We start from the raw sequence: 23,741 nt of genomic DNA, 5'->3' as shown, positions 1-23,741 counted from the left end.
CTTGATGCAATTGCACTAATTTTCTGCAGAAAAACATAAAACTCTAAAATTCAAGGGTAACGCTCTGATATATCTAAAGAAAATATCAGATTATTTTTCTCTTCAATATGTCAGATGCATGAAAATGAGAGAGTGCGTTTAAGGCACTGAGGGAAATCCCTGAATGAGAATGGATCAGGCCTGCCAGGGGTAGCGGGAGAGCGTCGTCATCACCAGCCGGACGATCTCTGTTTGTGAGCCAACATCCAGTCGTCTTGAAACGTTTGCAATATGGTTCCGTGCCGTATTGTAAGAAATGCCGAGCAGATCAGCAGCGTCTCTCGTGGACGCGCCGTTGGTCAGCGCCTTCACAACCTCGGTTTCTTTTGGCGTCAGATTCAGCAGATGGCTGATCATCTTATCGGGCACATCGGCAAAATCGGTCGGATCAAATACCATGAGAAGACAGAATTTTGGTCTAGCCAAAAACTGCGAAAGATAGTCAGGCGCGTCCTTCTGGGTCTCGATGGGCTGAATAAACACCAGCGTGTTCGGACCAAACTCATTGCGGATGATCACCGGTGACGGCAGCGTGTTGGTGTAGATGCTCTGCTTGATGGCACTTTCCAGCGCCGTTGCTTCATCCAGCGCCTTGGCGGAAACGCGCATATAGCGGCCAAGCTGCAGGTTGGTGTGCTTGCCCAGCAGCCGTTCTGCCCGTCCGTTCATCACCTGCACGCAGCAGTGTTCATCCACCACCAGCGCGCTGAATGGCATCTGCTCCAGCCAGAACTTGCCCAGATCCTTGGTCGGCGCCACCGCTTCGCGCATGCGGCGCTGCAGGGCCAGTTGAAAAGCGTTGCGGAAGTAAGGCTGCAGGAACTTCACTTCCTCATAGAGTTGATCTTCGTCCTTCTCACTCACCCCATCCGGAAGGCAAATGTTAACATAAGAACACAGGCCATCCTGCCGATCGATCATCAGCGTGATGGCGCGGTCGATGTTGTTATTGGCTTCAATGAAGGTACCAACGTAATCCGGATGCACATCTTCCTTGCGGAAATGACGGTGCGGGCGCACCGGGCCCTCAATATCCACACTGCGGAACACGGCTGGTAGCGGATTGAAGTGCGCCACCGGGTCAAACGTGGAATGGAACGTGTGGTCCACATTGAGCACCTTGCGGTAGTCGTAGTGACTGTCCACCAGGCTCTGCACGTTGATGGCAAAGGGAAATTCTGAGTACTTTGTCTGCAGTTGCTTCAACGCGTTTTCAAGCGGCTCTTCATTCATGAAGGTCCGGAAAATATCGCTGATAATCTGATCCAGAAGCGGTGTCATATCTGGTTGTCTGCAATTGGGCTCGATGTGAAAGGGTCAAATCGGCAATCAAAGATCTCTAATAAAGAAACCGCTTAAGTATTGAGCTGGCTGATTGGTTAAATCAAGTAAGTTGACTGTTTGATCAAAAAAGAAATTGACGTTGCGATATATCAGCAACAGTGCATAAGTATATATTAGGGGATGCTGATAGTCTGATTGCATATGAAATGAAAAAGGCCCGGACAATGCCGGGCCTTCGTGAGAAGCGATTAAAAGCGGGGACGCGTGACAATGCCCCAATACCTGCCGGTGAACAGGCCAAAGGCACCTACCCAGCACAGGGCGGAAACACCAAGCACCACGAAATACCCTTCCGGATAAAGCAGGATGCCGAACACCCGCACCGCAGCGCTGGCCACGATGAGATAGTAGATGGTGATCTCCACCCATGTTGGTACCAGAGGCCGACCGGAGTGACCCAGCGCACTACGGGTCATCATGGCCAGCATCATGCCAGCCATGGAGCCAACGGTGATCGCGTGCACGGCCAGCACCTGATCCCACGGCATATCCAGCAGAGCCCCTGCCCGCAGAAGCAAAGCGATTGGTAACCAAGCGTAAGACACAGGCAGGATCCAGAGGATCGGCTTGCCCCAGGTGATCTGCGGCTGCCACAGTCCCATCTTGAAGAAGTGCAGACCGGCGAGAACCAGAAGGCCAACAGCCCGAATAGTCGCCGCTTCATAGGTCAGGCCGTAATAGATATCGCTGACCAGCAGCAGCACCATGCCAAGGCCGATGACATCTTCCAGACGCTGACTGCGCACAGCACGTCTAACGCCCAGAGCGTTGTTGGTGAACAGCGGAATGATGCGGCCACCGATCACCGTGATGAAGATCGCAAAGACATCCACGGCCCACAGGAACACATCCGCCCCGTCATAGCTGACCATATCCAACGCAATGGCGTGAAATAGCCCGTTGCCGACAGCGAGCACCAGCAGCAGGGCGACGGTAAAGTAGTTGCGCGTGTTTTTCGCCTGGTACAGCGGAATGGCTATGCCGAGCGCGGCAAGCGGCAGGAAGAGAAGGTCGATGATCTGACCGAGAGAGCCGAGCGGGCCACTGCCGACAAACAGCAAAATACGTGCTGCCAGCCACATCCCAAGCAATCCACCCAGCACAAGGCCGTTGGGCGTTTTTCGCCCCGTCCAGTTTTGCACGGCGGTGTAAAGGAAGCCGATGAGAATGGCGACTGCAAAGCCGAAGATCAGCTCGTGGGAATGCCAAAGCACACCGTCCAGCGGGCCGTTGATGTCTACAAAACCGATAATGGAGGCCACCCACAGCGGAACGCTGATGGCTGCATAGGCCGCACCGGCAATATAAAACGGACGAAAGCCGAGGGATAAAAAGGCTTCCCAGGAAAAGGCCGTTTTGGCGCCGGGAAGGTTCGGCATGGTATGAGTTTGCTGCATGTCTTCGGTCTCGGTCGGCGAAGGCTTGGCCCCGCTCATTTTTATCTTCGTACAGAAGGCACATTCGACCGCTGTGATGGAGTGAGGTCGAACTTCCCCAATTAACACCCCTTATAAACATGAATGTAATATTCATATTTGTGCAATGTCAAATAATTCTAAAATAGCTTGTCAGAGGCGCGATACCTGCCATGCGCTGTACGCAGATTTCATACACTGGCAACAATCTCTAATCAGTTGCGGGTAAAGTGAAATGTGAGGGATGACTGCCGGATTTTCGCCGTGTTCTGCCACAACTCTGGGTGCAATCAGGGGTAGGATGCAGGTGTGATTCCGTGCAGGTGCTGCAAGCAGAACGAACAGACTATGTATTTGTAGGATCTAACAAGGCCTACACGATGCTTTTCACCTTCTCGCTGCTGGCGCATCTGTTTGCCTTCTGGCTGCTCGCCATGTCCAACCTGCCCCGTGGGTTTCGTGCCCGGCCCGTCAAAAGCATTGGTGTTGAACTCATCGGCACGGCCCAGTTTGAAAAGCTGTTCGCCCCGCCCGTTGTTGAGGAACCGCCCACGGCCTCCCTCTCCCCTGCCCCAATCGTAGAGGACAAACCGCAGGAGCTGCCGCCCCCAGTGGTGCGGGAGGAGCCAGTTAAAGGCCCTCAGCCGGTGATTGCAGACAACTTCCAGCTTGGCCGCCTGTTGGAAGCACCGGAGAACAAGGAGCTGAAAGAGTCTCTGGTTTTGTTTGACCCATCAGATCAGCGTGAACAACTGTGTAATCTGGAAGTGATGGAGCAGATCCATCTCTGGAATGAGAGCTTCAACCCGGAACGCGTGGTCGCCTTCGCCTACAAAGACCCGGTGGTCTTCGGCGACACCGTCACCGCAGAAGGTGCCGCCTTTCGCAGCAAGGGCGAGTGGTACCACCTCACCTATAAATGCACCTGGAACCCCACCACAAACCTCGTCACCGCCCTGGAATTCCTAAGGGGCGACCTGATCCCCCACAGCGAATGGGAAGACCACTTCCTGTTTGCTCAGTAGGATTAGTTGGTGTCGCGGACGGCGCGGACGGCGAGGGAGTAGCCCTGGCTGTGGAAGTCGAGGGCGTAGCTTTTGAAGTCCAGATAGTAGTACATGCGCGTCAGGTCTTCATCTTGCGTTGTTGACCAGAAGTGCGCGGATTCCCTGAAGATTGGTAATCTTAGATCTGGGAACAGTGTGCGCAGTTCTTTTTTGTTGGCGCAAGTTGAGTAGAGCAGGCTGAAGAGTTCCTGAATGGTTGGCAGGCGCCAGCCGTTTTTGTTGTCCTCAAAGCGCAGCACCGCTTGATCCTGTGAGATCAGCAGCGGCTCGCCATAACAGCGGCGCTTCTTTGAATCCCAGCGGGTGCCCTCTGCACAACGCTTCCATTCCAATGGTTGGTCCAGCTGCGTCACAAAAGGGCCACTTACAGAGAACCTGTCTCGGATATGAGGTTTGTTGCTGCAATCGACTTCGGCAAGTGTTGGGGCTGGCAAACTAAGAGCAAAAAGGGTGGCAAACCCGGCCAGTGAAAATGGTCGTTTCGTCATTATTATTGGTCGCAAAGTGCTTTAAAGAAATCCGCCTAATATTTCTCAGAATGGGTCCTGAGTGTTAAGCGTTTAATCTACAAGAATCCTGCGCGCTATTAGTCTTGTTTTTCTTTGATCTTCAACCCCCTTGCTTACACTTTTCTGTGTATGTGACGGGGATGAAAGAAGCCTTTGAGCCACTTGTTTTTTACTGAAGCTGCAAGTGTTTGTTTTGTATGACTATTACATCTTTAAATTGCAAATCTTGATGCTGCAAAATTTATTAGATTGAGAAAGAAAAATCGGAAAAACACCTATCCGAAAGATTTCGAAAGCCGTTTTTAGCCGAGTCAAAATCCCAAAAATGACAGTACTACCCCTCAATGCGAGGGAATCCCTTGGTAAGGTCATCAGGGAAATGAAGGTCTCGCAGACCTAAAAGTGCGCTGTGAAGCTCTGAGCGAAACCTGCGGGCAGAACACTACACAGTGCGCCTTTAGGGAGAGGGCTTATTTGCTATCGCGCACGGCGCGGACGGCGAGTGAGTAGCCCTGGCTGTGAAAGTCGAGGGCGTAAGTGATGAAGTCCAGATAGTAGTACATGCCGTCCAGCTTTCGATCACCCGTGGCGGACCAGAAGTCGGCATAGTCGATGAAAGCTGGTGTTGCGAGATCTGGAAAGATGGCGTGAAGCTCTTCTTTTTCAGCGCATGTGGAATCCAGAAGACCGTAAAGTTCGCGGATAGTCGGGAGGCGCCAACCCTCCTTGTTCTTCGCAAAGTGGGAAGCGGCCACATCCTGAGTGAGTTCCAGTGGCTCGCCGCTACAGGTTTGCGTCTCGCTTTCCCATGCCATGCCCTCAGCACATCGCTTCCATTCCAGAGCGTATCCGGTCTGCTTGACCAAAGCGCTGTTGACGGTGAAGCGCTCTTGCAACGGTGGTTTGTTGGCGCAGTCCAGTTGGGCATGGGCTGGAAGAGCTGTGAGGCTGCCGAGTAAAGTGGCGGCGATGAGAGAAAGGCCTGTCTTTTTCATTCTGTAATGTCGCAAAGTGTTTTCTGAAAAAATGGAATCGTTGTTTGAATGACGAAGTAGGCTTCTCTGACGAGAAATAATGTTGTGTTTGTGGCGTGGCAGGATCTTTGATGATTAAACTGTGCATGCTGCAAGGAATGGACGGCCGTCTTTCTCTGGTTGGAGAAATGGATTGGGCTCACACCACATCTGAAGCCTGCCGAATTCTGTTTTATGGATTTACATGCCGGGATGACCAATCCATGCCTCTATGGCACAGGTCATCGGCGCAAGAGATTGTGTGAGATTGTTTATGAGCTACGAAGATCACTATGAGACCCTGTTGGCTGAACATTATACATGGATGTTCCGCATGCCTTTTGACGAGAAGGTTGCCGAGCAGCGGGCGCTGCTGGAACGGGCTGGTCTCAGCCAAGGGCAAACCGCGGTTGATCTTGGTGCTGGCTCTGGCTTTCAATCCATGGCGCTGGTGCAAATGGGGTTTGAGCAGGTGACCGCTGTTGATACCTCACCTCACCTGCTGAAGGAGCTGCAACAGCGGGACCATGGGGGCCGGATCACCTGTCTGCGTGAAGATATCCGCGATGCTTCAGCGATCATCTCAACGCCTGTCGATGCGGCGCTTTGTATGGGGGACACGCTCACCCATTTGGGCAGTCTGAAGGAAGTGGAAGAGCTGATTGCTGTTTTGGCCGGTGGCCTGAAACCCGGTGGCAAGCTGGTGTTCTCCTGGCGTGATCTGAGCAATGTGCCAAAAGGTGTAGATCGGTTCATTCCGGTCAACAGTGATGAAGACCGCATCATGATGTGCTTTCTGGAGGATCAGGAGCAGCACGTGATGGTGCATGATCTCATCCATGTGCGGACCAACGACGGCTGGCAGCTGAAACGCAGCGCCTATCCGAAGATCAAACTCTCTGCGGAAGATGTGCGGCGAACCTTCGCGGCGCACGGGCTTGAGGTGGTCAGCGAGTTTGTGGAGCGAGGTATGATCGTGATGACGGCGCAAAAAGCGCTGTAACAACCACACTGCCAAGAAGAGCGGATTGGGGCCGCTCTTCTTGTTTCTCCGTCTTAACAGCAAGCGCCTGTTTTACAGACATCTTCCTTTGGAGAGGCGCAGCACTTTCCGGAACCCAGATAAGTCTGGTCGGAGAGGTAGAAGTTGACGAACAGCTCTTCAAAGTCTTCTGAAACGGACTTTTCTGCCAGACCTGTTGCCAGCAGACGTTTTTGCCAAGCTTTCACAGAGGGGAAGTTCTTCACGAAATCATAGCCTGCATGGCGCTGGATGATGTCCGCTCGGTGAAGCAACGGCAGCCATGCCATATCCACGTTGCCGGGCTGAGGGCCGAAGAAGAACCCCTCCCCTGAGATCTGCTTTTCGGCTTTGGCAAACAGGGCATTCAGCTTTTCAGCGCGTTCTTCCAGTGTAGCCCTGTCATGACTGCGGATGGTGCTGCACTGAACCAGATAGTTCTTGGCGGCTTGATAGCTCCACGCCCGCTCAATCGCCTTTTGCTCTGGTGAAAGCGCAGGATGCAGCGGCGGTGCGATTTCGTCGATGTACTCGACAATGGCATCTGACTCAAAGAGCGCTGTACCGTTTTCGGTGATCAGCACAGGCACTTGTCCATTGGGGGAGATTTCCAGGAACCAGTCGGGCTTGTCTTTCAGGCTGATGTAGTCGATTTGATAGGGCATCTGCTTGGCTTCCAGCATGGCAGTGACGCGCTGGACAAACGGGCAGATTTTATAGCTGATGATCTTGAGCATCTTTGTATCCTCGTTGTGTTTCGCCTGTTAGACGGACGAGGACGAGAAAAGACGAAAGAAAATCTAGCAATTCTTACAGCTATCTGATTTTTCTTGATAATCTGCGACGCGGCCTTCGGTGTCCAACGTCATCTTGCAGCAATCCTCATAGAGTTTACGCATCTGACCGCGGCTCTTTTGCACCCGGGACTTCAGCGTGGAGTAGCTGATGCCCATCTCTGCGGCCAGATCCTTCTGCGAGATTCCCTCCAGATCAATACGGGTCAGCAGCTCGGCACTGTCATAAGGCAATGAGGCGATGAACGGGCGGATGCACACAGCCAGATCCTGCTCGATGCTGGCCGCGTCCTGCTTGTGCCAATCCTCAGCGGCGGAGGTGTCACTGCGGGTGGCGTTCTTGCGGTAGTGGTCGATGATGGCATTGTTGGCCACCTGAAACAGCCAGGACTTGAGCGCGGTCTGGTCTTTCAGTTCACCACGCTTCTCGAATGTCTTGATGAGAATGTCCTGCAAAAGATCGTCAACATCCGCCGGGTTGCTCAGCTTGGAATGCAAAAACGCTTTGAGCGCCGCGCGATACTCTTGCCAGATCTGTTCAAGCGTCATGTCCATTCCCCGCATCTGTTCTGGTCGCAGACGTGGGAGGTGAAACACACTCTGTCAAGACAAGAGGCCGCAAGTGGTTGTGTTTGCAGGCCTTTTCCGGTTTTGAATGTGAAAGACGCGTTAAGCAGCAGGTTCCCAAAGCTCAATGGGATTGCCTTCCGGATCATGGATTCTGGCAAAAGTTGTCAGTACGGTGTTTCTCGACCAGTTTGACTATGAAATTGAGGGTGGCTTCTAGGTATTTCCGCGTGGGGATTAGAGGGGCTACAAGCAACTCTTAATTCATTGGATGCACCACACCATCACAATCTGTTAAAGGGAGACCTTCTGCCGAATAGCTAAGCTGCCAACACCACATAGTTTCACATAAGCAAACTCGTGTTGGCTCAAGATATGGTTGGCCAAGGGACCGTGGCGCTCAGGGCCTGACGTCTTAACGCGGAATGGAGTAGACCAAAACCCGGTTCCCAAAATCACTTCAAAAGTTACAGCAGTTTTTTTCGATCCAGTTGGGTACTTGTAACTAGCGGTTATGATGTCGTCTTCATCATTAAAAGAAAGTTGTGAGAGTTGCAGCTTGTTAGTATTTGCCGGACTTCTCTCCCAGCATCTAAAAGCAGTTTTATACGCGCCTACAACCTCAGGTACTTTTTTGTTAAGTACACCACCCGAGTAATGAATCATTGTCTGCCGATAGTCACCAATATCTTTTGTATTAGATACACAGCCAGCGATTGAAAGTGTCGCTGCACATATTACTAAGCTACGCCTTAACATACTTATTCCCTATTTTTGTTTTTAATTATAGGAGTTTGTTAAAAAATCAACGTATCTAAAGAGTATAGTATTGTTACTCTTTCTACCTGTAGTTTACTTCATAATTAAAACAGTTGTTCTTGTAATTTGCTATCTGCACTCCCCTCAATTGAAGTCATTGAGCCCATACTTATCAATTGCCTTGAGCTTCGCAAAGCATATGCGTTCTGAGCTGTTGGGGGAATTGAGATCTGTGTTGGTTTCAGCGGAGCCAGAAGGAAAAACCATCAGGCTCCGCTGAGTTCATTAGGTGCTTTAAGCCTAAGCTGCGTCTTCTCCCACATCCCACGTTTCTGCAGCGCGTAGGGTTGCGGAGAGGTGGGTGAGTTTCTCATTCATGCTCAGCGGCTTTTCTGGCAGGCCAACGCGGCTGGCCGCGCCAAACTCGGTGGCAGGCTCGCGGAACAGGATGCCAAGAACGGTTGGTTCACCGTCCTTTTCTCCCAGCTCTGCCAGAGCAACAGCCAGCGCGTGGTTGGTCTCATCATGCACCAGCAGGTCAGCTTCAGTACAGCCGCCCTCTTCCAGTGAAACGACGTCCAGTCCAAAACCACCTGCTTTTGCGCGGATGCCTTTGTCTTTATTGACGCCAAACACCATGGGCTGACCATGTTCCACCACGATGGTGTGGTCTGGCCCCTGCTTCTTGTCCTTCAGGTGATCAAACACACCGTCGTTGAAGATCACGCAGTTCTGCAGCACTTCCACAAAGGCGGTGCCGTCAAAAGCTCGGGCCGCTTCCAGAATAGGGCCAAGCACTTTGGCCTGCGTATCAATGCTGCGGGCGATGAACTTGGACCCTGCCCCAATGGCAAAACGGGCCGGATTGAGCGGCATTTCCACCGTGCCGCCCGGAGAACTCGGCGTGCGCACGCCCTTTTGCGAGGTTGGCGAATACTGGCCCTTGGTCAGCCCGTAGATCTGGTTGTTGAACAGAACGATCTGCATATCCAGATTCCGACGCAGAGCATGGAGCAGATGGTTGCCGCCGATAGATAGGCCGTCTCCGTCACCGGTAAACACCCAAACATCCAGTTCCGGATTGGCCAGCTTTGCGCCTGAAGCGATGGCAGGCGCGCGGCCATGGATCGTATGGAAGCCATAGGTTGCCATGTAATACGGCAAGCGGGAGGAACAGCCGATGCCGGAGACACACAGTGTGTCCTCCAGCTTTGCGCCTGTATCTGCCAGCATCTTGTGCAGGCTTTTCAAAACAGCGTAGTCACCGCAGCCGGGGCACCAGCGAACATCGAGGGAGCTGGCGAAATCTTTTGGTTTCAGATCAGTCATGATTAAGCTCCCAGCGCGTCGTCGATGATTTTTGCAATTTCGCGAACGAGGAACGGACGTCCCTTCACGCAGGAAACGCTTTCAACCGGAATATCCATCTGGCTGCGCAGCACCGTTGCCAGCTGCCCATTGTTCATTTCCGGAATGATCACCCGATCAAAGCCGGAAAGCAGCTCTTCCAGATTAGGCGGAAGCGGCCAGAGATGGCGCAGGTGAATATGGGAAACAGATTTGCCTTCCAGCTCTGCACGGCGGGCCGCCACGCGGATTGGACCCCAGCTGGAGCCCCACCCCAGCAAAGCCAGCTTGCCGGTGGTCTTACCGGATTCCACATGCTGCGGCGGAATACTCTTGGCAATCGCATCCAGCTTCTGCGCGCGGATCTGGGTCATGAGCTGGTGGTTCTCACCGTCATAAGAGATGTTACCACTGCCTGCCTGCTTCTCCAGCCCGCCAATGCGGTGCATCAGCTCAGCCGTGCCAGGCACCGCCCATGGGCGGGCCATGGTTTCTGGGTCATGGTCATACGGCAGGAACCCGTTCGGGTCCTTAACCTGCTCAACGGGGAACGGTTCATAGGCCGGATCGCTGAAGTCCGGCAGTTTCCACGGGGCACTGGCGTTGGCGATGTAGCCATCAGTCAGCACCATAAGTGGGGTCATATGTTTGGTGGCAAGCTTGGCTGCTTCCACGCCCATGTCAAAACACTCCCCCGGATGGGCGGGCGCAATAACGGGCAGCGGTGCATCACCGTTGCGGCCCCAGATGGCCTGAAACAGATCGGATTGTTCCGTCTTGGTTGGCAGACCGGTGGAAGGCCCGCCGCGTTGCACATTCACGATCACCAATGGCAGCTCAGTCATAATGGCAAGACCGATCGCCTCGGTTTTCAGCGCGATGCCGGGACCGGAAGATCCGGTCACACCCAGATGACCGGCATAAGACGCACCGATAGCGGCGCAGATGGCGGCAATCTCGTCTTCTGCCTGAAACGAGATCGCACCCAGCTCTTTCAGTTTTGCCACGGTGTGCAGCAATGGGGACGCTGGGGTGATTGGATAGGAGCCATAAAACAGCTCAAGATTGGCTAGGGTGGCACCGGCATAAAGACCATAGGCCATGCCCTCGTTGCCATTGATGGAGCGGTACTCCCCTTCCATCAGCGGTGCTGGCTGAATGCGGTAGCGAGAGACATCCGGCGGCAGATCAGCAACCTCGCCGTAAAGGTGGCCCGCCTGCAGCGCCATGATGTTCGCTTTGGCCACCTCAGGCTTTTTGTGGAACTTCTGCTCAATCCAATGCTCAACGTCTGCCGTGGAGCGTTCAAACAGCCAAAGCACGAGACCAAGGGTCCACATGTTCTTACAGCGGCGGGCGTCCTTGGCAGAAAGCCCGGTTTCCTTCAGGGCCTTTTCTGTATTGCTGGTAATCTCCAGCGGCAGTACGCGGAAGCTGGTGAGAGAGCCATCTTCTAGCGGGTTGCCGGAAAAACCAGCCTTGGCAATGGCCCGCTCGGTGAACGCATCCATATCGATGATGAGCAGGCCGTTCTGCTTCACGCCTTCCAGATATTTGCGCAGGGCAGCCGGGTTCAGCGCCACAAGGGCATCGGTCTCATCGCCGAAGGTATCAACTTCCGTGTGGCCGATGTTGAGGGAGTAAGCTGAAACGCCATAGATCGTGCCGCTTGGGGCGCGGATGTCTGCTGGAAAATCAGGAAAGGTTGCAATGTCATTGCCAAATCTGGCAGCGCTTTCGGCCAGCCGCGTGCCCGTCATCTGAATGCCGTCGCCCGAGTCTCCTGCAAAGCGGACGCGCACATAGTCGACCTCCGGCTGCTGGGAGACGGGAAGCTCGTGCATTGCAGTGCTGTGTTCCAGTCCGTTTTGCATAATCAGCTCCAAAATACTGGCAGCTGCGGCGGCAGGAATCTTTATTGTTCTTGTTGTCCTTCGGGACTTTGCCAATCAGCTGAGCCAGAATACCCACTTCTCTGTGGCTTTTTGTAGCCTGTAATAGCAGGAATGCAGTTGCGACCCGTTAACGCAGCCCGCCAGTAATTGGTCGAACAGCCCTCTGTAACTGTACCAAGTGCAGCAAGGAGGAAGACTAAAAATTGGCGCCATTTGCGAGTCATTTGGCGCGATATGGCTTTGTGTAACTCCTGGCCGGTCCCTAATTTGAAAGGGACCAAGAACAACAAATGAAGTCTTAGGCAAAGAGGCTTCACACAGGGTTTCAGGAGTTTCTCATGTCCAACACAATCCTTATCACTGGCGCATCCTCCGGTATCGGCAAATCCACGGCAAAGTACTTCCACGACAAAGGCTGGAACATCATAGCCACAATGCGCCAGCCGGAAAAAGAAGAAGAGCTGACCAAACTCGACAACACTCTCGTCACCCGTCTGGATGTGACCGATGAAGCGTCCATTGAAGCTGCTGTTGCAGAGGGTATCGCGCGCTTCGGCAAGATTGACGTGCTGCTCAACAATGCCGGGTATGGTGCCTATGGCCCACTGGAAGCGTTTTCCATGGACAAGATCCGCCGTCAGTTTGAAACCAACGTGATTGGCCTGATCGCAGTGACCAAAGGCGTTCTGCCACACCTGCGCGCCAATAAGTCCGGCACCATCGTCAACATCTCGTCCATCGGCGGTCAGATGACCTTCCCACTCGGCGCGCTCTACCACGGCACCAAGTTCGCTGTTGAAGGGATCTCTGAAGCGCTGCACTACGAGCTGGAAGCTGCTGGTATCAAAATGAAGATCGTAGAGCCGGGCATGATCCGGACCGACTTCGCGGGCCGTTCCTTCGACTTCACTAATGATGAAAGCCTGACGGAATACCAGGGCGTAGTGCAGGCCTTTTTCGGTGCAATGAGCGGCGACATGCCGTCCTCTGACCCGATCGTGGTCGCAGAAGTCATCTACACCGCCGTCACCGATGGCACCGACACCCTGCGCTACCGCGCCGGCCCCGACGCCGTCCAGTTCCTCGATAACCGCAAAGCCCTAGACGACGCCACCTTCATAAACGGCTTGAAGGAGCAGCTGGGGCTGTAGGCACAACAAAGTTCTAAGTTCAATGAGATCGGAAGGCAGGAGATGGAGATACATCTTCTGCTTTTTTTGATGAAGTTCTTGAGGATCAGCAGGTCAGCCACGCGAAAGATAGTCGTGGCTCTTAACGGGCAATGGGTGTAGGTTTGCTTCACTGCTTTTCTTTATTACTTGCTTCCTCAGGTTTCCATGGAACTCATTGTTATTGTCGTTACTGGCATTTTTCTGGCCGTCGCCTTTGCGTTTTATAACCGCCTGTCAGATATCACGGTCAAGCTCACCTTTCTGAACACGCAGATGAAAGAGCTCCACAAAAGCATGGAGCAGCTGCAGGCACAAACCAGCGCTAAGCCGGAATACCCGCCCCAACCTGCAATGCAGGAGAATGCGGCAAGTACGCAAGCCCCTTCAACGGAGGCAGCGCCGCAGAGCAAACCTCAGGAAACGCCAAAACCAGAAGCCAAGCCTGTTAGGTCGATTACTCCAGATACGATTGCCTTCAAAAAAGAAGCAACAGATGATGATAAGCTTGATGCTGAAAAGCGGGCCGAATTAGCTAGTGAATGGGCGGCAGCGGCCCCTAATGAAGAACCTGAAGAGAAAGCCCAGCCTGCAGAAACCGGTCAACTCGCGAAGAAAAATGTTGAGCTGGAAACGCGAGAAAGTAAGCCGAAAACATCCTCTGAAAAGCCTAGTTTCTCACCAAGGCCACCGGAACCTACTCCAATTGAAGAGTGGGTTTCGGGCATTGCTCGCAGTGTCTATGACAATTTCCGTAAGAACTGGGTTGTCTGGTTAGGCGCCCTGTCTCTGGCGTTCGGTGGCATTTTCTTTGTTCAGTATGGGATTGAAAATGGGGTTCTATCACCTGCTATGCGTATCAGTTGTGCGCTGGCGTTTGGTGTGTTGCTCATTGCAGGTGCAGAGTTTTTCCGTCTTCGCCAGAAAGATAAAAGCGTTGATCCGTTTGGGCCGCTTGTTGCGGCTGCCAGTGGTGGCCTTGCATCCTTGTTTGGGGCGACGATTGGCGCTTACTCACTGTATGGACTGATTGGACCAACCACGACCTTCATCGGTTTGGCAATTGTATCCTGGATCGCCATTGGTGGCGGCCTGCTTTATGGGCCTGTTCTAGCAACCATCGGCATTCTGGGGGCTTACTATTCGCCTCTTCTGGTTGGCGGGACTGACCCATCGCCGCTGCTTTATCTCTATTTCGCCATGGTACTCGGGGTGAGTTATACGGTTGAGCGTTTGCAGCGTTGGATCTGGCTGTCGTCTCTTAGCGTCCTCTCTGCCTTCTTCTGGGTTTTTGTCCTGCAAGTCTCTATGGGCGAGCATTTGCTATCTCCTGTTATGCTGGCCACCATCCTTGCTCTGACCGTAACAGTGCCTGCCTTCGGCTTCCCGCCAAAGTCTTCCCTTGCTTGCTGGCCGTTGGATAAGGAATTCTTGGACTACAAGAAAACCTATCCAGCTCTTCTCAGCTACGTAGTGACTGGCCTTGTAATCCTCTTCGGGCTCTTCTTTGCCGGTGAAGATTTGGCTCTGGTTGAGCCGACATTGTTGATGTTTGCCGGGCTTCTTGTGGCGCATGTATTCTTCTTGAGCAAAGCTGAAGTGCTGGATCTGGTTGGACCTGCGCTTTTGGCGGCATTCGCACTGGTCATGTGGCTGCCGGACACGCCGCATTGGGTGAGCGAACCGGGCAATGTTTCCTATCATCTGGCAGTGTTGGTGGTGACTATTAGTACGGTAACAGGCGGAAGTTTGTTGCGCAGCCAAGCGTCAACGCGGGCATGGTTCTGGAATTGGGGAGCTGTCGCCCTGCCGGGTGTTGGTGCGCTAATCTACTTTGTCTATACGGTTCTTAGTGCGCCAGAGCTACAAAGCACAACAGGTGCCTTTGGGTATTTGCTGGCATTAGTCCTGTCGGTCTGTGTGACTGTTTACTTCCGGAAATCTGCGTGGAAGTTCGAGTTGGGAACTGAGGGAAGTGCAGGTGTCGCCTTCCTCTTGTTCTTGCCATTTGCCTACTTCTTCTTTGGAGACGTCACTCTTCCAATTGCTTTGATGGTAGGCGCAGTCGCGGTGCTTGAGTTAGCAGACCTCTTCTCGCTCAAGCTGGCGCGCAAAGCCTTCTATGTGTACCTGAGCGGTGTCATCTACTTTACAACGAAGCGTTACATCGATGGGTTCGTTGATGCCGGGTATGGAGAAATTGCAGTGCTGTTCCTACCTGTTCTTGTACTGGCAGGTATTGGCTGGTGGCGCGGAAAACAACGCGGTGATGCAAGTGAAGCGGTTGTCTTTGAGACGACCGTTTGGGCTGCATTATCCCTAGCGTTTTGCGCGTTGTTGCAGGTGTTCTATCGTGATCAGGGTGATATGCCGGCCTATGTGATGCACGGCTCCTACGCGCTCGTGTTTGCAATACAATTCTCCGTTCAACTCAAGCGCATGAGTGTGGCAAACAGCTTTGCGAACCTCAGAGCAGGTTTGTTTCAGGGGTACTGGGCGCTGGCTGTTCTCAACTGCATCGTTGTTATCATCTCAAATCCTTTGAGGCAGGACTATGTCTTTGGCTATTTCCCGATTGATAGCCTTTCCATCGCCTATCTCTACCCAGCCCTTGCATTGCTGCTTGCCACAGAACGCTTTTGGATATCTGAGCCGAAGCTACATAACGTGACCCGAAGCTTGGCTGGGATTCTGCTGATCATGTACGTGGGACTGGAAATCCGTGCCTTCTGGCAAGGCCCGGTTCTGACTGGGTCAGGGGTCGTTCTTGAAGAGCTTTACAGCTACACCGTTGCGATGCTGATCTTCTCGGTCGGGCTGATTGCGTTTGCCTCTGTTAAACAGCGCAAACGTGTCGGTCAACTTGGGCTCGCCTTTATTATCATTACGTGCCTCAAGGTGTTCTTCATCGATATGTCAGGCCTTTATGGTCTCGCTCGAGCAACCTCATTCATCGGCCTTGGATTGACGCTGGTTGGCATTGCTTGGGCGAACAAGCGGTTCTTATCGTTTGATACGTCTGACACAAGGGAAGAACCTGAGCTCAAGCCTCAACAGGATCAGGCTTAAACTCAGCAATGTTGGAGAGGGTTGTCCCCTCTCCTTGTTGTCTTATCAGGCTGATGCCAGTTCGCCGGTTTCCTGCGTGTGAGTGTTCATCACACTCAGGAAGGTGGTAAGGTCGATGTTGCCGCCGGTGAGGATGGTGGCGACGCGTTTGCCTTGCAGGTTGGTGCGGTTGGCCATCAGGGCTGCCAGTGGTGCAGCGCCCGCCCCTTCAGCGAGGTTATGGGTGTCTTTGTAATAGGCCATCATCGCTTCTGCGATCTGGGCTTCACTGACGCTAACCACATCCTCTGCCCCCTTCAAGATAATCTCTAGCGGCTGTGCTTGCGGATCACGGCAGGCCATGCCGTCGGCGAAGGTGTTGGCTGTTTCTGTCGGCACTGCCTTTCCTGCGGCAAAAGACAAAGCAAAGGCATTGGCGTTTTGAGCGGTCACGCCGATAATCTTCGTCTTCAGTCCCAGCAAATCGCGAACTGTGATCAGACTGCAAATGCCGGAGCCCATGCCGATAGGAACGTAAACCACATCCAGATCCGCAATGGCGCGATAGAGCTCCAGCGCATAGGTGGAAACGCCTTTGACCAGGTTCTCATGGAATGGCGGTACCATGTGATAGCCATGCTCATCCTTCAGCTGCTGAGCAACCACGCGGCTCTCGTCAAAATCCTTGCCTGCGATGATCACGTTGGCTCCAAAGGCACGCATGGCCGCGTTCTTTTCCTGCGAGTTGCCTTCAGGCACGACGATGTATGAGGGAATGCCATTGCGGGTGGCTCCAAGCGCAACGGACTGGCCGTGGTTGCCGCGGGTGGCTGTGACCAAGCCATTCGGCTTTTCGCCAGACTTCATCAGCGCATCAACATAGGTGAACCCACCACGCGCTTTGAACGAGCCGGTCGGCGTATGGTTCTCATGCTTCACATAGATATCAACGCCGGTCCGCTCCTTGAGCAGAGGCCAGGCGTAAACAGGTGTTTCGGGGACAAACTGACGAACGGTGGTGCGAGCAGCTTCCAGATCTTGCAAAGAAAACAACGGCATTCAAAATCCTCATGACAAACCAAAATGCTTTGCCGTGATGGTAGAGCCAGCCAGATCCGCTGGCTTTCAAAATACTGACCTAAACATCCTTCTACGGATGTCACCTTGTCATACTTCTACAGTTCAGCTTATAGATAAGGGCGTCTGCGTGTGAGGCAGATGGTGAGAACCTATTGAAATACATGAGACTATGAGTTTAAGGCGGGACATTATCAGCAAGTGGAAGGTGCAGCTGTTGCCGAGCAATGCCTATGCTGTGTCTTATACTGCCGCTCAGGCCTCTGTCGGGTTTGCGTTTGAAAGCCAGCGCGGGGTTCATTCGTTCAACAGCGACCGCCGGGTTGATTTCTGGACCCGTCCCAACAGCCTCGCCTTTGTACCTGAGGGCTGTGCGGTGACCTCGGAAAGCGAACGGGGTGGTGAGTATCTGACATTCACGGTTCCTGAAGAGCATCTTCGCACGGATGAAAATGCCTTACGATTCAATCACGCCATCTCAAGAGAAGCAATCGCAGCAGCCTATGAGTTGCGCAAGGCGTTGCTGGCTGGTGAGCATTCTGACGCGCTGGAACTTGAAACGCAGCTTTTTGCTCTGCTGGATGTGGTGGATCAAGTGCAAGCAGGCTCGTTGTATGAGCCTCTCGTTTCCGCCTCTATGACTGAAGCGCGCCTTAAACGCGTTGAAGAGCTGGTTGAAGCCCAGCTTTCTGAGCAGATTTCCATTTCAGATCTGGCAAGCTGCGTAGATCTATCATCTGGCTTCTTCAATCGCGCTTTCAAAGCGGCAACGGGCAAAACGCCCCATGACTATGTAGTGGAGCGGCGCGTGGCGCGGGCGCGCAGGCTTCTGGCCAAGTCGCAGAAAAATCTCAGCGATGTGGCTTATGCCTGCGGGTTTTCCTCCCACGCGCATATGAGCTCTACTTTCAAGAAACGTCTTGGGGTAACACCCAGCCAGCTGATGATCAGTTAGGTTTGTCCAGTGCCAGCACGTTCAACTGCTTGACGTGGTACTCCAGAACTTTCCATCCCATCTTCTCGTAAAAGGGCGTGTTATCGTCTGACGCGCACAGATAGGCCCGTGAGAACCCGCTCTCGAACGCCAGTTGTGCCATGCGTTTGACCAGAGCAGTACCAATGCCTTCACGGCGGTGAACTTCTTCGGTCCAGACGGCAGCGACCCAAGGGGTGAGATGCGGGCGCGCGGCAAAATCGCTTTCGATCAGGAGTGCACTGCCCAGATAGGTGTCGCCGCGATGGGCCACGTAGGCGGTGGGCACAGCTTCAGGACAAAGAGCTGCGCGGAGTTTGGTTTCAATTTCGTTTTGCAAAACTCCTTTATCCTGCCACCACGCCTGCCAGATGCGATGGGCGATGGTTGGAATGAAAGCGGGAGTCTTGCTCATTTCAGAAAGGGTAAAAGTACGCTCTAAACTGTCCATTGGACCGGTGACCTGTAAAATTAAATCGGTGTGCCTCCTCCGGAAACGCTAATGACTTGTCCTGTTATTTTAGCGGAGCCCGGACCGGCGAGAAAACAGATCGCTTCGGCTACTTCGTCGGGCATGATCACGCCTAAATGGGCATTTTGCTCGACTTTTGAAATGAGGGTGGCAGCAAAAGGATCTCTCTCAAGCTTATCATAAAGAGGGGTTCCACGTACAACACTGGGACTGACACAATTGACCCGGATGCAATGCTGTTTGGCTTCTACCGCTAGGGAACGGCAGAACATGGAAATACCGGCCATACCCGCCCCCACAATGGTGCTGCCGTAGGTCGGGATTATGGAAACATCCGAGGTTAAACAAATAATTGCTCCGCAGCGCTGTTTTGCCATAACCGGATAAACAGCGTGGATCGGGTGTAGGATACTGTTCATCAAGGAGGTGATTGTGGGCATCAACTCATGCACTTTCACTTCCTGCAATGGCTTGGGGATGATGCCTCCACCACCGGTGCTGACCAGCACATCGATTCGCCCCATGGCCAATTCTGCATGGGTAATTGCAGTTTCGGTGCGGGCTGGATCGGATGCATCACACTGCACAAAATGCAGGTAAGCGCCAGGAAACTCGGCAGCCAGCTTGCTCAAGGCATTGCGCCCCTTGGTGACATCACGGGCGCAGATGGTGAGCTTTTGAAGACCTGATCTGAGAAGAGATTTGGCTGTGGCAAAACCGATACCAGAAGTGCCTCCGACAATGACTGCTGAGGATTCATTCAATTTCCGCGCCACGGTGACCTCCAGATGCGACTGAAATCTCTCGAGTGATCTTGCTCGCGTTGGTGCTCAAAGAGTTGTTCTAGACCGGATGCCGTATGTTTTTGCTCAACAGAGGCGAAGCTGACAGGCCAAACAATAAACAAAGTAACCGGAGCGCTAAGAGCTTCCCGACATCTATATGTTTCGCCGCGGCTCATTCAGGATCTTCTCCAAAACCGGAAAGGAAAGCACCGTAATCAATGCTGGCTTCCAGCGTGGAGACACGTGCTTCTGCGTGGCGGGGATCTAGGAAGATCATGCGGCCCGGTTTGGCGTTGATTTCCAGAAGCTTTGGATGGCCGGATTTATCGATGCCAACATCCAGTCCCAACTCACCAATGGGGGATGTGTGGTACTCGTCCATCCGGTGGGCAATCGCAAAGCCGCATTCCTCGACGGCTGCCTTTACCGTATCAGCCTTCTTGCCAAAGGCATTGATGAAGTAGTCGTCGGTCCCGACAATGTCAGCTCCTTGACTGAAGTGAGAGGAAATGCAGCCGTGCGCACAGACCCGCGGGCCGATCATCAAACACCGCCATGTGCCGCTGATGTCCTTGTGCATCTGCACGCGGCAATCTACGGAGCGTCCATCAAATGACGAAAAGTCGAGGCTTTGCTGAACCAGATACTGATCCAGCGAGGTGTGGCAGAAAGCGAACTCAAATGCATCTTCCAGCTGGACGAAGTTTGCATGAGGACAGGACAGGTCCGTCAGCCATTGAAGGCGGTAGCCCTTTTCTCGTTTGGTCAGTCGCATCAACATCTTGCCACCGCGTCCATCGACTGGCTTCAGATAAGCAGAGTGATGGCGGCCAAGGATCTTTTTGAGCAGCGCTGGCGTGGGTGCACGATGCGTCTCTGGCAGATACTTGCGCAGCTTTTGGCCATGCATCAGATGCTCATGCACCTCCCACTTATCGAAAAAGCCGGGATTGTAGATGTGGGAGCCAAGCGCCCGCATTCGGTTCTTGATGGCTTCGACGCGCAGCTTGTGTTCCTCATCGCGGGTATGGATGCGGTTATAGATAGCCGTTGGCAGTGGCAATCCGGGCTGACGATGGCCGGGCATGGTCTCACCGGTGATTGTGTTGGTGGCCCAGTTGTAGTCTTCAGGCGAAAACAGAAAGGCGATGTAGCCCTGTGTCTGGGCGTAGTTCAGCATGTCTTGCTGGTGGCGCCGCTCCGGATCAAACTTACCGGCCCCCATGATACCGATGGTCGGGCCAATATGGATGGTGTCCCCTTCCCGCTTCACATGCAGGCCATCGATGAGGGCAAGACCAAGTTCGTCAAACACATCTGATGGCAACCCCAGTGCTGCCCGGCGGTCAGTGGAGACAGCGGCTTTTGCGGAAAAGCGGTGGCAGGCGCCGATCTTAAAGGAAAGATGCTCGCCGGGAGCGGCACCAAGTTTTTGAAGAGCGCCTTTAGAAAACACCACTTCATTGTTTGAGTTGGACACGCGGAAGAGATGGAGTTTGACAGCGAAAACCACAGGCCCCCCAAAGATCAACTAGTAGCCAGGACAGAGTGACAAAACCGGTTCGGTGGGACTGTACAAGACAGGTTCTCGCCAAAGCCTTGCGGAACTTGGGAAAGCTCTAATGGTTTAGGTTTTTGCGTGTGTTAGGTGGGGTTGCGACTCAGTGCGAATCTATGACTGATTCACGTTTGGAACGGCTCAGGTGACGTTGCTTGCTTCTGTCAAATCGGTATTTCGTCGATTTTTGCACAAAAACCGTCATGTCTAAGTTCTTTTGTTGGCTTGGCAAAAATGACGTTTCTTAATAAGATTGTTTTGCTGCATTATGGAAATATTGCTGCAAAAACCGGCTCTTACGCAATATATAGTAATTTCGCGTCACAATCAGAAAGCCGCCGCTAAAAGTTCGTTAACAGACTCTTAATATTGGTTAATGAGCGTTAACTATAAAGAGATTGACGCGTCCTTTGAATCGGAGAAGGATGCGCTGTGACGGATTATTATCGCTCTGCACTTCAAAACCGTCATAAAGGGTAAGAGGCAATATGCTGCTCGCTGCTGAACATGATGAGACTTCTGCTGAGAAGATTGCACGCCATTCTGACTTGTTGTCACGGCAACTGCAATCCTTAAGGGAGAAGATGTATCCGCCTGAGGCTCAAAAGAAGCTGAAGACGTTCTCTTCGCGCGAGGTTGCGGGGCTGCTCGGTGTTGCCGAATCCAGTTTGCGTCAGCTTTCCCTCAATGGCGAAGCAGTTATCCCCGAAAGGCTGGAAAACGGCAGACGCATTTATACCCTTCCGCAGATCAACGAATTACGTCGCTATCTGGCAGAAAAACGCCCTGCTGATGCGCTTCGTCTGGACCCGCGCCGCCGTCATGGTGAGAAGATGCAGGTTCTGGCGGTTGCGAACTTCAAAGGCGGCTCTGCAAAGACCACGACAACCGTCCATTTAGCGCACTATTTAGCGCTTCAGGGCCTGCGCGTGCTCGCGATTGACCTCGATCCGCAGGCATCACTCTCTGCCATGTTTGGGTACCAGCCAGAGTTCGACGTTGACGAGAACCAGACGCTCTATGCCGCCATCCGTTATGACGATGAAGAGCGCGTTCCACTCAGCCATGTTATCCGCAAAACGTACTTTGATGGGCTCGATCTTGTCCCCGGTAACCTGGAACTGATGGAATATGAGCACGAAACCCCGCAAGCAATTGCTCAGGGGCTTTCGCGCGGCGATGGCATGTTCTTCCGCCGCATGGCGACCGTCCTGAAGGAGGTGGAAGATGACTATGATGTTGTGCTTATCGATGCGCCGCCACAACTGGGTTACCTCACCCTTGGCGCGCTCTATGCGGCAACCGGTATTGTCATCACCGTGCATCCGGCCATGCTGGATGTATCGTCCATGAACCAGTTCCTCTCCATGACCTCTGAACTGCTGGCGGTGATTGAAGAGGCTGGCGGCAGCCTGAGCCACGATTTCGTGCGCTACCTGCTTACACGCCATACACCGCACGATGTGCCGCAGGTGAACGTTGCAGCGCTTTTGAGAGGTCTTTTTGGTGAGGATGTGCTGGCAGCTTCCATCGTGGAGACCACAGCAATTGCCAATGCTGGACTTGAAAAGAAGAGCCTTTACGAGGTTGAGCGCGGAAACATGACCCGCGATACCCTTAATCGTGCTCTGGAGTCCGTTGATGCGGCAAATACGGAAGTGTTCCAACTGATCAAACAGGTATGGGGTCGTCCATGAACAAGGCTACTGATCGTTCCAAGAAGATGCGGGCCATGTTCGGCGGGGTAGACCCGGCTGAACTGGCAAAATCCCCCAACCCTGCCCCGTCTATGACGGCAACAACCAAGCAGCGGGTGTCTTCTGGCGCGATCAAGTCCATGCGCAATACCTTCTCCGACGTGGAGAAGGAGAACGAAAAGCTGCGCCAGATGATCGAGGACGGCAGCGTTGCTCATGAGTTGAGCACGGACGACCTTGACCCGTCTTTCGTGGCCGATCGCATGGTCGTGGCCAATGATGAGGACTTTGAGAAACTCAAGGCGTCCATCTCTGCCAGCGGCCAGCAGGTTCCAATTCTGGTGCGTCCGCATCCGGAAGCTCCGGGCCGTTATCAGATCGCTTTCGGTCACCGTCGTTGGCGTGCCTGTAAAGACCTTGGTCTGCCTGTTCGGGGCATCATCAAAGAGCTTTCCGATGAAGCCCTTCTGATTGCTCAGGGTCAGGAAAACCATGAGCGTAAGAACCTGTCTTTCATCGAAACCGCTTTGTTTGCCTCCCGTTTGGCCAAAAGCTTCCCGCAGACTGTAATTTCAAAGGCGATTGGTAAGGATGCGACCACCGTATCCAAGCTGCTAAAGCTGATGAATGCGCTGCCGGAAGAGTTCGTCCGCGAGATCGGGCCTGCGCCTAAGATCGGGCGTCCACGCTGGGAAGAGCTGGCGGGACATTTCCTCAATGGCAAACTGCCTGAACCGTTCAAGGCGCGGGTAGATGCTGTGATGATCAGCGCAGACTTTGAGCTCTCTGCGAGTGATGAGCGTTTCAGCGCTATTCTTTCTGCCTGTAAGTCTGCTGAGACAAACGCAGCGACCACAGGTTCCATTGCCACAGCTGCAAAGAGCTGGATTGGCAACAAACAGATCCTGATGAAGGACGGCCCAAATGCGCTAAGCTTTCAGGTAGATGCGAAGAAGCAACCTGAACTGGCCGCGTTTTTGAAGCGCCGCCTGCCGGATCTGATGGATGAGTTTGAACAAGAAGTTCTGAAGGAGGATGCATGACGGTTTAATCACGTCTCTTCCAAAGAAAAACGGTCCTGCTGACGGCAATCAACAAGACCGAAATTCCTTGGGTACAAACAAACGATAGCGCTCGATGTAACCATATTTTGCACCTTCAAATTACTTCGAGACGCGGTACGAATCAACCC

20 protein-coding genes are annotated in these 23,741 nt (G+C 53.2%); 7 read left to right on the top strand and 13 right to left on the bottom strand.

Annotated features, from left to right (window positions below; all coding sequences use genetic code 11):
- Positions 1-174: 174 nt before the first annotated feature.
- Both PSE_RS26135 and PSE_RS26130 read right to left on the bottom strand, forming a co-directional pair.
- Positions 175-1,320, bottom strand: a complete 1,146-nt coding sequence (locus tag PSE_RS26135) for a helix-turn-helix transcriptional regulator (RefSeq protein ID WP_014290412.1) — start codon at positions 1,318-1,320, stop codon at positions 175-177.
- Positions 1,321-1,571: 251 nt separating this feature from the next.
- Entirely contained in the window at positions 1,572-2,819 is a 1,248-nt protein-coding gene (locus PSE_RS26130) for an NnrS family protein (RefSeq protein ID WP_014290411.1), read from the bottom strand.
- Between the two features lie 296 nt (positions 2,820-3,115).
- On the opposite strand from PSE_RS26130, the gene PSE_RS26125 reads away from it, so the two are divergent.
- Positions 3,116-3,823 (top strand): DUF930 domain-containing protein, encoded by a 708-nt coding sequence (locus PSE_RS26125; RefSeq protein WP_014290410.1) that lies wholly within the window; start codon positions 3,116-3,118, stop codon positions 3,821-3,823.
- Between the two features lie 2 nt (positions 3,824-3,825).
- On the opposite strand, the gene PSE_RS26120 is transcribed toward PSE_RS26125, so the two are convergent.
- A complete protein-coding gene (locus PSE_RS26120; RefSeq protein ID WP_014290409.1) occupies positions 3,826-4,353 on the bottom strand; it encodes a DUF1566 domain-containing protein in 528 nt (175 codons plus the stop codon).
- Positions 4,354-4,844: 491 nt separating this feature from the next.
- A complete protein-coding gene (locus PSE_RS26115) occupies positions 4,845-5,369 on the bottom strand; it encodes a DUF1566 domain-containing protein (protein WP_014290408.1) in 525 nt (174 codons plus the stop codon).
- A 292-nt stretch (positions 5,370-5,661) separates the two neighbouring features.
- Between PSE_RS26115 and PSE_RS26110 the strand changes: the two genes are divergently transcribed.
- Complete coding sequence (locus PSE_RS26110) at positions 5,662-6,390, top strand: bifunctional 2-polyprenyl-6-hydroxyphenol methylase/3-demethylubiquinol 3-O-methyltransferase UbiG (RefSeq protein WP_041769247.1); 729 nt, start codon at positions 5,662-5,664, stop codon at positions 6,388-6,390.
- Positions 6,391-6,443: 53 nt separating this feature from the next.
- On the opposite strand, the gene PSE_RS26105 is transcribed toward PSE_RS26110, so the two are convergent.
- From PSE_RS26105 to PSE_RS26085, 5 genes are all read right to left on the bottom strand, one after another.
- Complete coding sequence (locus PSE_RS26105; RefSeq protein ID WP_014290406.1) at positions 6,444-7,145, bottom strand: glutathione S-transferase family protein; 702 nt, start codon at positions 7,143-7,145, stop codon at positions 6,444-6,446.
- Between the two features lie 63 nt (positions 7,146-7,208).
- Positions 7,209-7,757 (bottom strand): RNA polymerase sigma factor SigZ, encoded by a 549-nt coding sequence (gene sigZ / locus PSE_RS26100; protein WP_014290405.1) that lies wholly within the window; start codon positions 7,755-7,757, stop codon positions 7,209-7,211.
- 306 nt (positions 7,758-8,063) lie between these two features.
- Positions 8,064-8,528 (bottom strand): hypothetical protein, encoded by a 465-nt coding sequence (locus PSE_RS26095; RefSeq protein ID WP_148266301.1) that lies wholly within the window; start codon positions 8,526-8,528, stop codon positions 8,064-8,066.
- 300 nt (positions 8,529-8,828) lie between these two features.
- Positions 8,829-9,857: a 2-oxoacid:ferredoxin oxidoreductase subunit beta gene (locus tag PSE_RS26090; protein WP_014290402.1), complete on the bottom strand. Its 1,029-nt coding sequence runs from the start codon at positions 9,855-9,857 to the stop codon at positions 8,829-8,831.
- 2 nt (positions 9,858-9,859) lie between these two features.
- A complete protein-coding gene (locus tag PSE_RS26085; RefSeq protein ID WP_041769245.1) occupies positions 9,860-11,749 on the bottom strand; it encodes a 2-oxoacid:acceptor oxidoreductase subunit alpha in 1,890 nt (629 codons plus the stop codon).
- Positions 11,750-12,108: 359 nt separating this feature from the next.
- Between PSE_RS26085 and PSE_RS26080 the strand changes: the two genes are divergently transcribed.
- Both PSE_RS26080 and PSE_RS26075 read left to right on the top strand, forming a co-directional pair.
- Positions 12,109-12,921 (top strand): SDR family oxidoreductase, encoded by an 813-nt coding sequence (locus tag PSE_RS26080; protein WP_014290399.1) that lies wholly within the window; start codon positions 12,109-12,111, stop codon positions 12,919-12,921.
- Positions 12,922-13,107: 186 nt separating this feature from the next.
- Complete coding sequence (locus PSE_RS26075) at positions 13,108-16,008, top strand: DUF2339 domain-containing protein (RefSeq protein WP_041769243.1); 2,901 nt, start codon at positions 13,108-13,110, stop codon at positions 16,006-16,008.
- A gap of 45 nt (positions 16,009-16,053) precedes the next feature.
- Here PSE_RS26075 and PSE_RS26070 read toward each other — a convergent pair whose 3' ends face one another.
- Entirely contained in the window at positions 16,054-17,046 is a 993-nt protein-coding gene (locus PSE_RS26070; protein ID WP_014290397.1) for a threonine dehydratase, read from the bottom strand.
- 190 nt (positions 17,047-17,236) lie between these two features.
- Here PSE_RS26070 and PSE_RS26065 point away from each other — a divergent pair, with 190 nt between their 5' ends.
- Positions 17,237-18,019 carry a helix-turn-helix domain-containing protein gene (locus PSE_RS26065; RefSeq protein WP_014290396.1) on the top strand — a complete coding sequence of 261 codons (783 nt, stop codon included), beginning with the start codon at positions 17,237-17,239 and terminating at the stop codon, positions 18,017-18,019.
- Here the strand turns inward: PSE_RS26065 and PSE_RS26060 are convergent.
- From PSE_RS26060 to PSE_RS26050, 3 genes are all read right to left on the bottom strand, one after another.
- Positions 18,012-18,488, bottom strand: a complete 477-nt coding sequence (locus PSE_RS26060; protein WP_014290395.1) for a GNAT family N-acetyltransferase — start codon at positions 18,486-18,488, stop codon at positions 18,012-18,014. The two genes, PSE_RS26065 and PSE_RS26060, sit on opposite strands and share 8 nt — an antisense overlap.
- A gap of 20 nt (positions 18,489-18,508) precedes the next feature.
- Positions 18,509-19,285 (bottom strand): SDR family NAD(P)-dependent oxidoreductase, encoded by a 777-nt coding sequence (locus PSE_RS26055; RefSeq protein WP_014290394.1) that lies wholly within the window; start codon positions 19,283-19,285, stop codon positions 18,509-18,511.
- A 181-nt stretch (positions 19,286-19,466) separates the two neighbouring features.
- Positions 19,467-20,807 carry a YheC/YheD family protein gene (locus tag PSE_RS26050; protein ID WP_014290393.1) on the bottom strand — a complete coding sequence of 447 codons (1,341 nt, stop codon included), beginning with the start codon at positions 20,805-20,807 and terminating at the stop codon, positions 19,467-19,469.
- A 533-nt stretch (positions 20,808-21,340) separates the two neighbouring features.
- On the opposite strand from PSE_RS26050, the gene repA reads away from it, so the two are divergent.
- Together repA and repB are read left to right on the top strand one after the other, a co-directional pair.
- On the top strand, positions 21,341-22,549 hold the full coding sequence (gene repA, locus PSE_RS26045) for a plasmid partitioning protein RepA (protein ID WP_008550990.1): 1,209 nt from the start codon (positions 21,341-21,343) through the stop codon (positions 22,547-22,549).
- Positions 22,546-23,592: a plasmid partitioning protein RepB gene (gene repB / locus PSE_RS26040; RefSeq protein ID WP_014290392.1), complete on the top strand. Its 1,047-nt coding sequence runs from the start codon at positions 22,546-22,548 to the stop codon at positions 23,590-23,592. Before repA ends, repB begins: the two co-directional genes overlap by 4 nt.
- Positions 23,593-23,741 lie beyond the last annotated feature (149 nt).

Origin of the sequence: Pseudovibrio sp. FO-BEG1 (assembly GCF_000236645.1) — a bacterium.
GTDB lineage: Bacteria > Pseudomonadota > Alphaproteobacteria > Rhizobiales > Stappiaceae > Pseudovibrio.
This window is presented reverse-complemented; position numbering and strand designations above follow the sequence as displayed.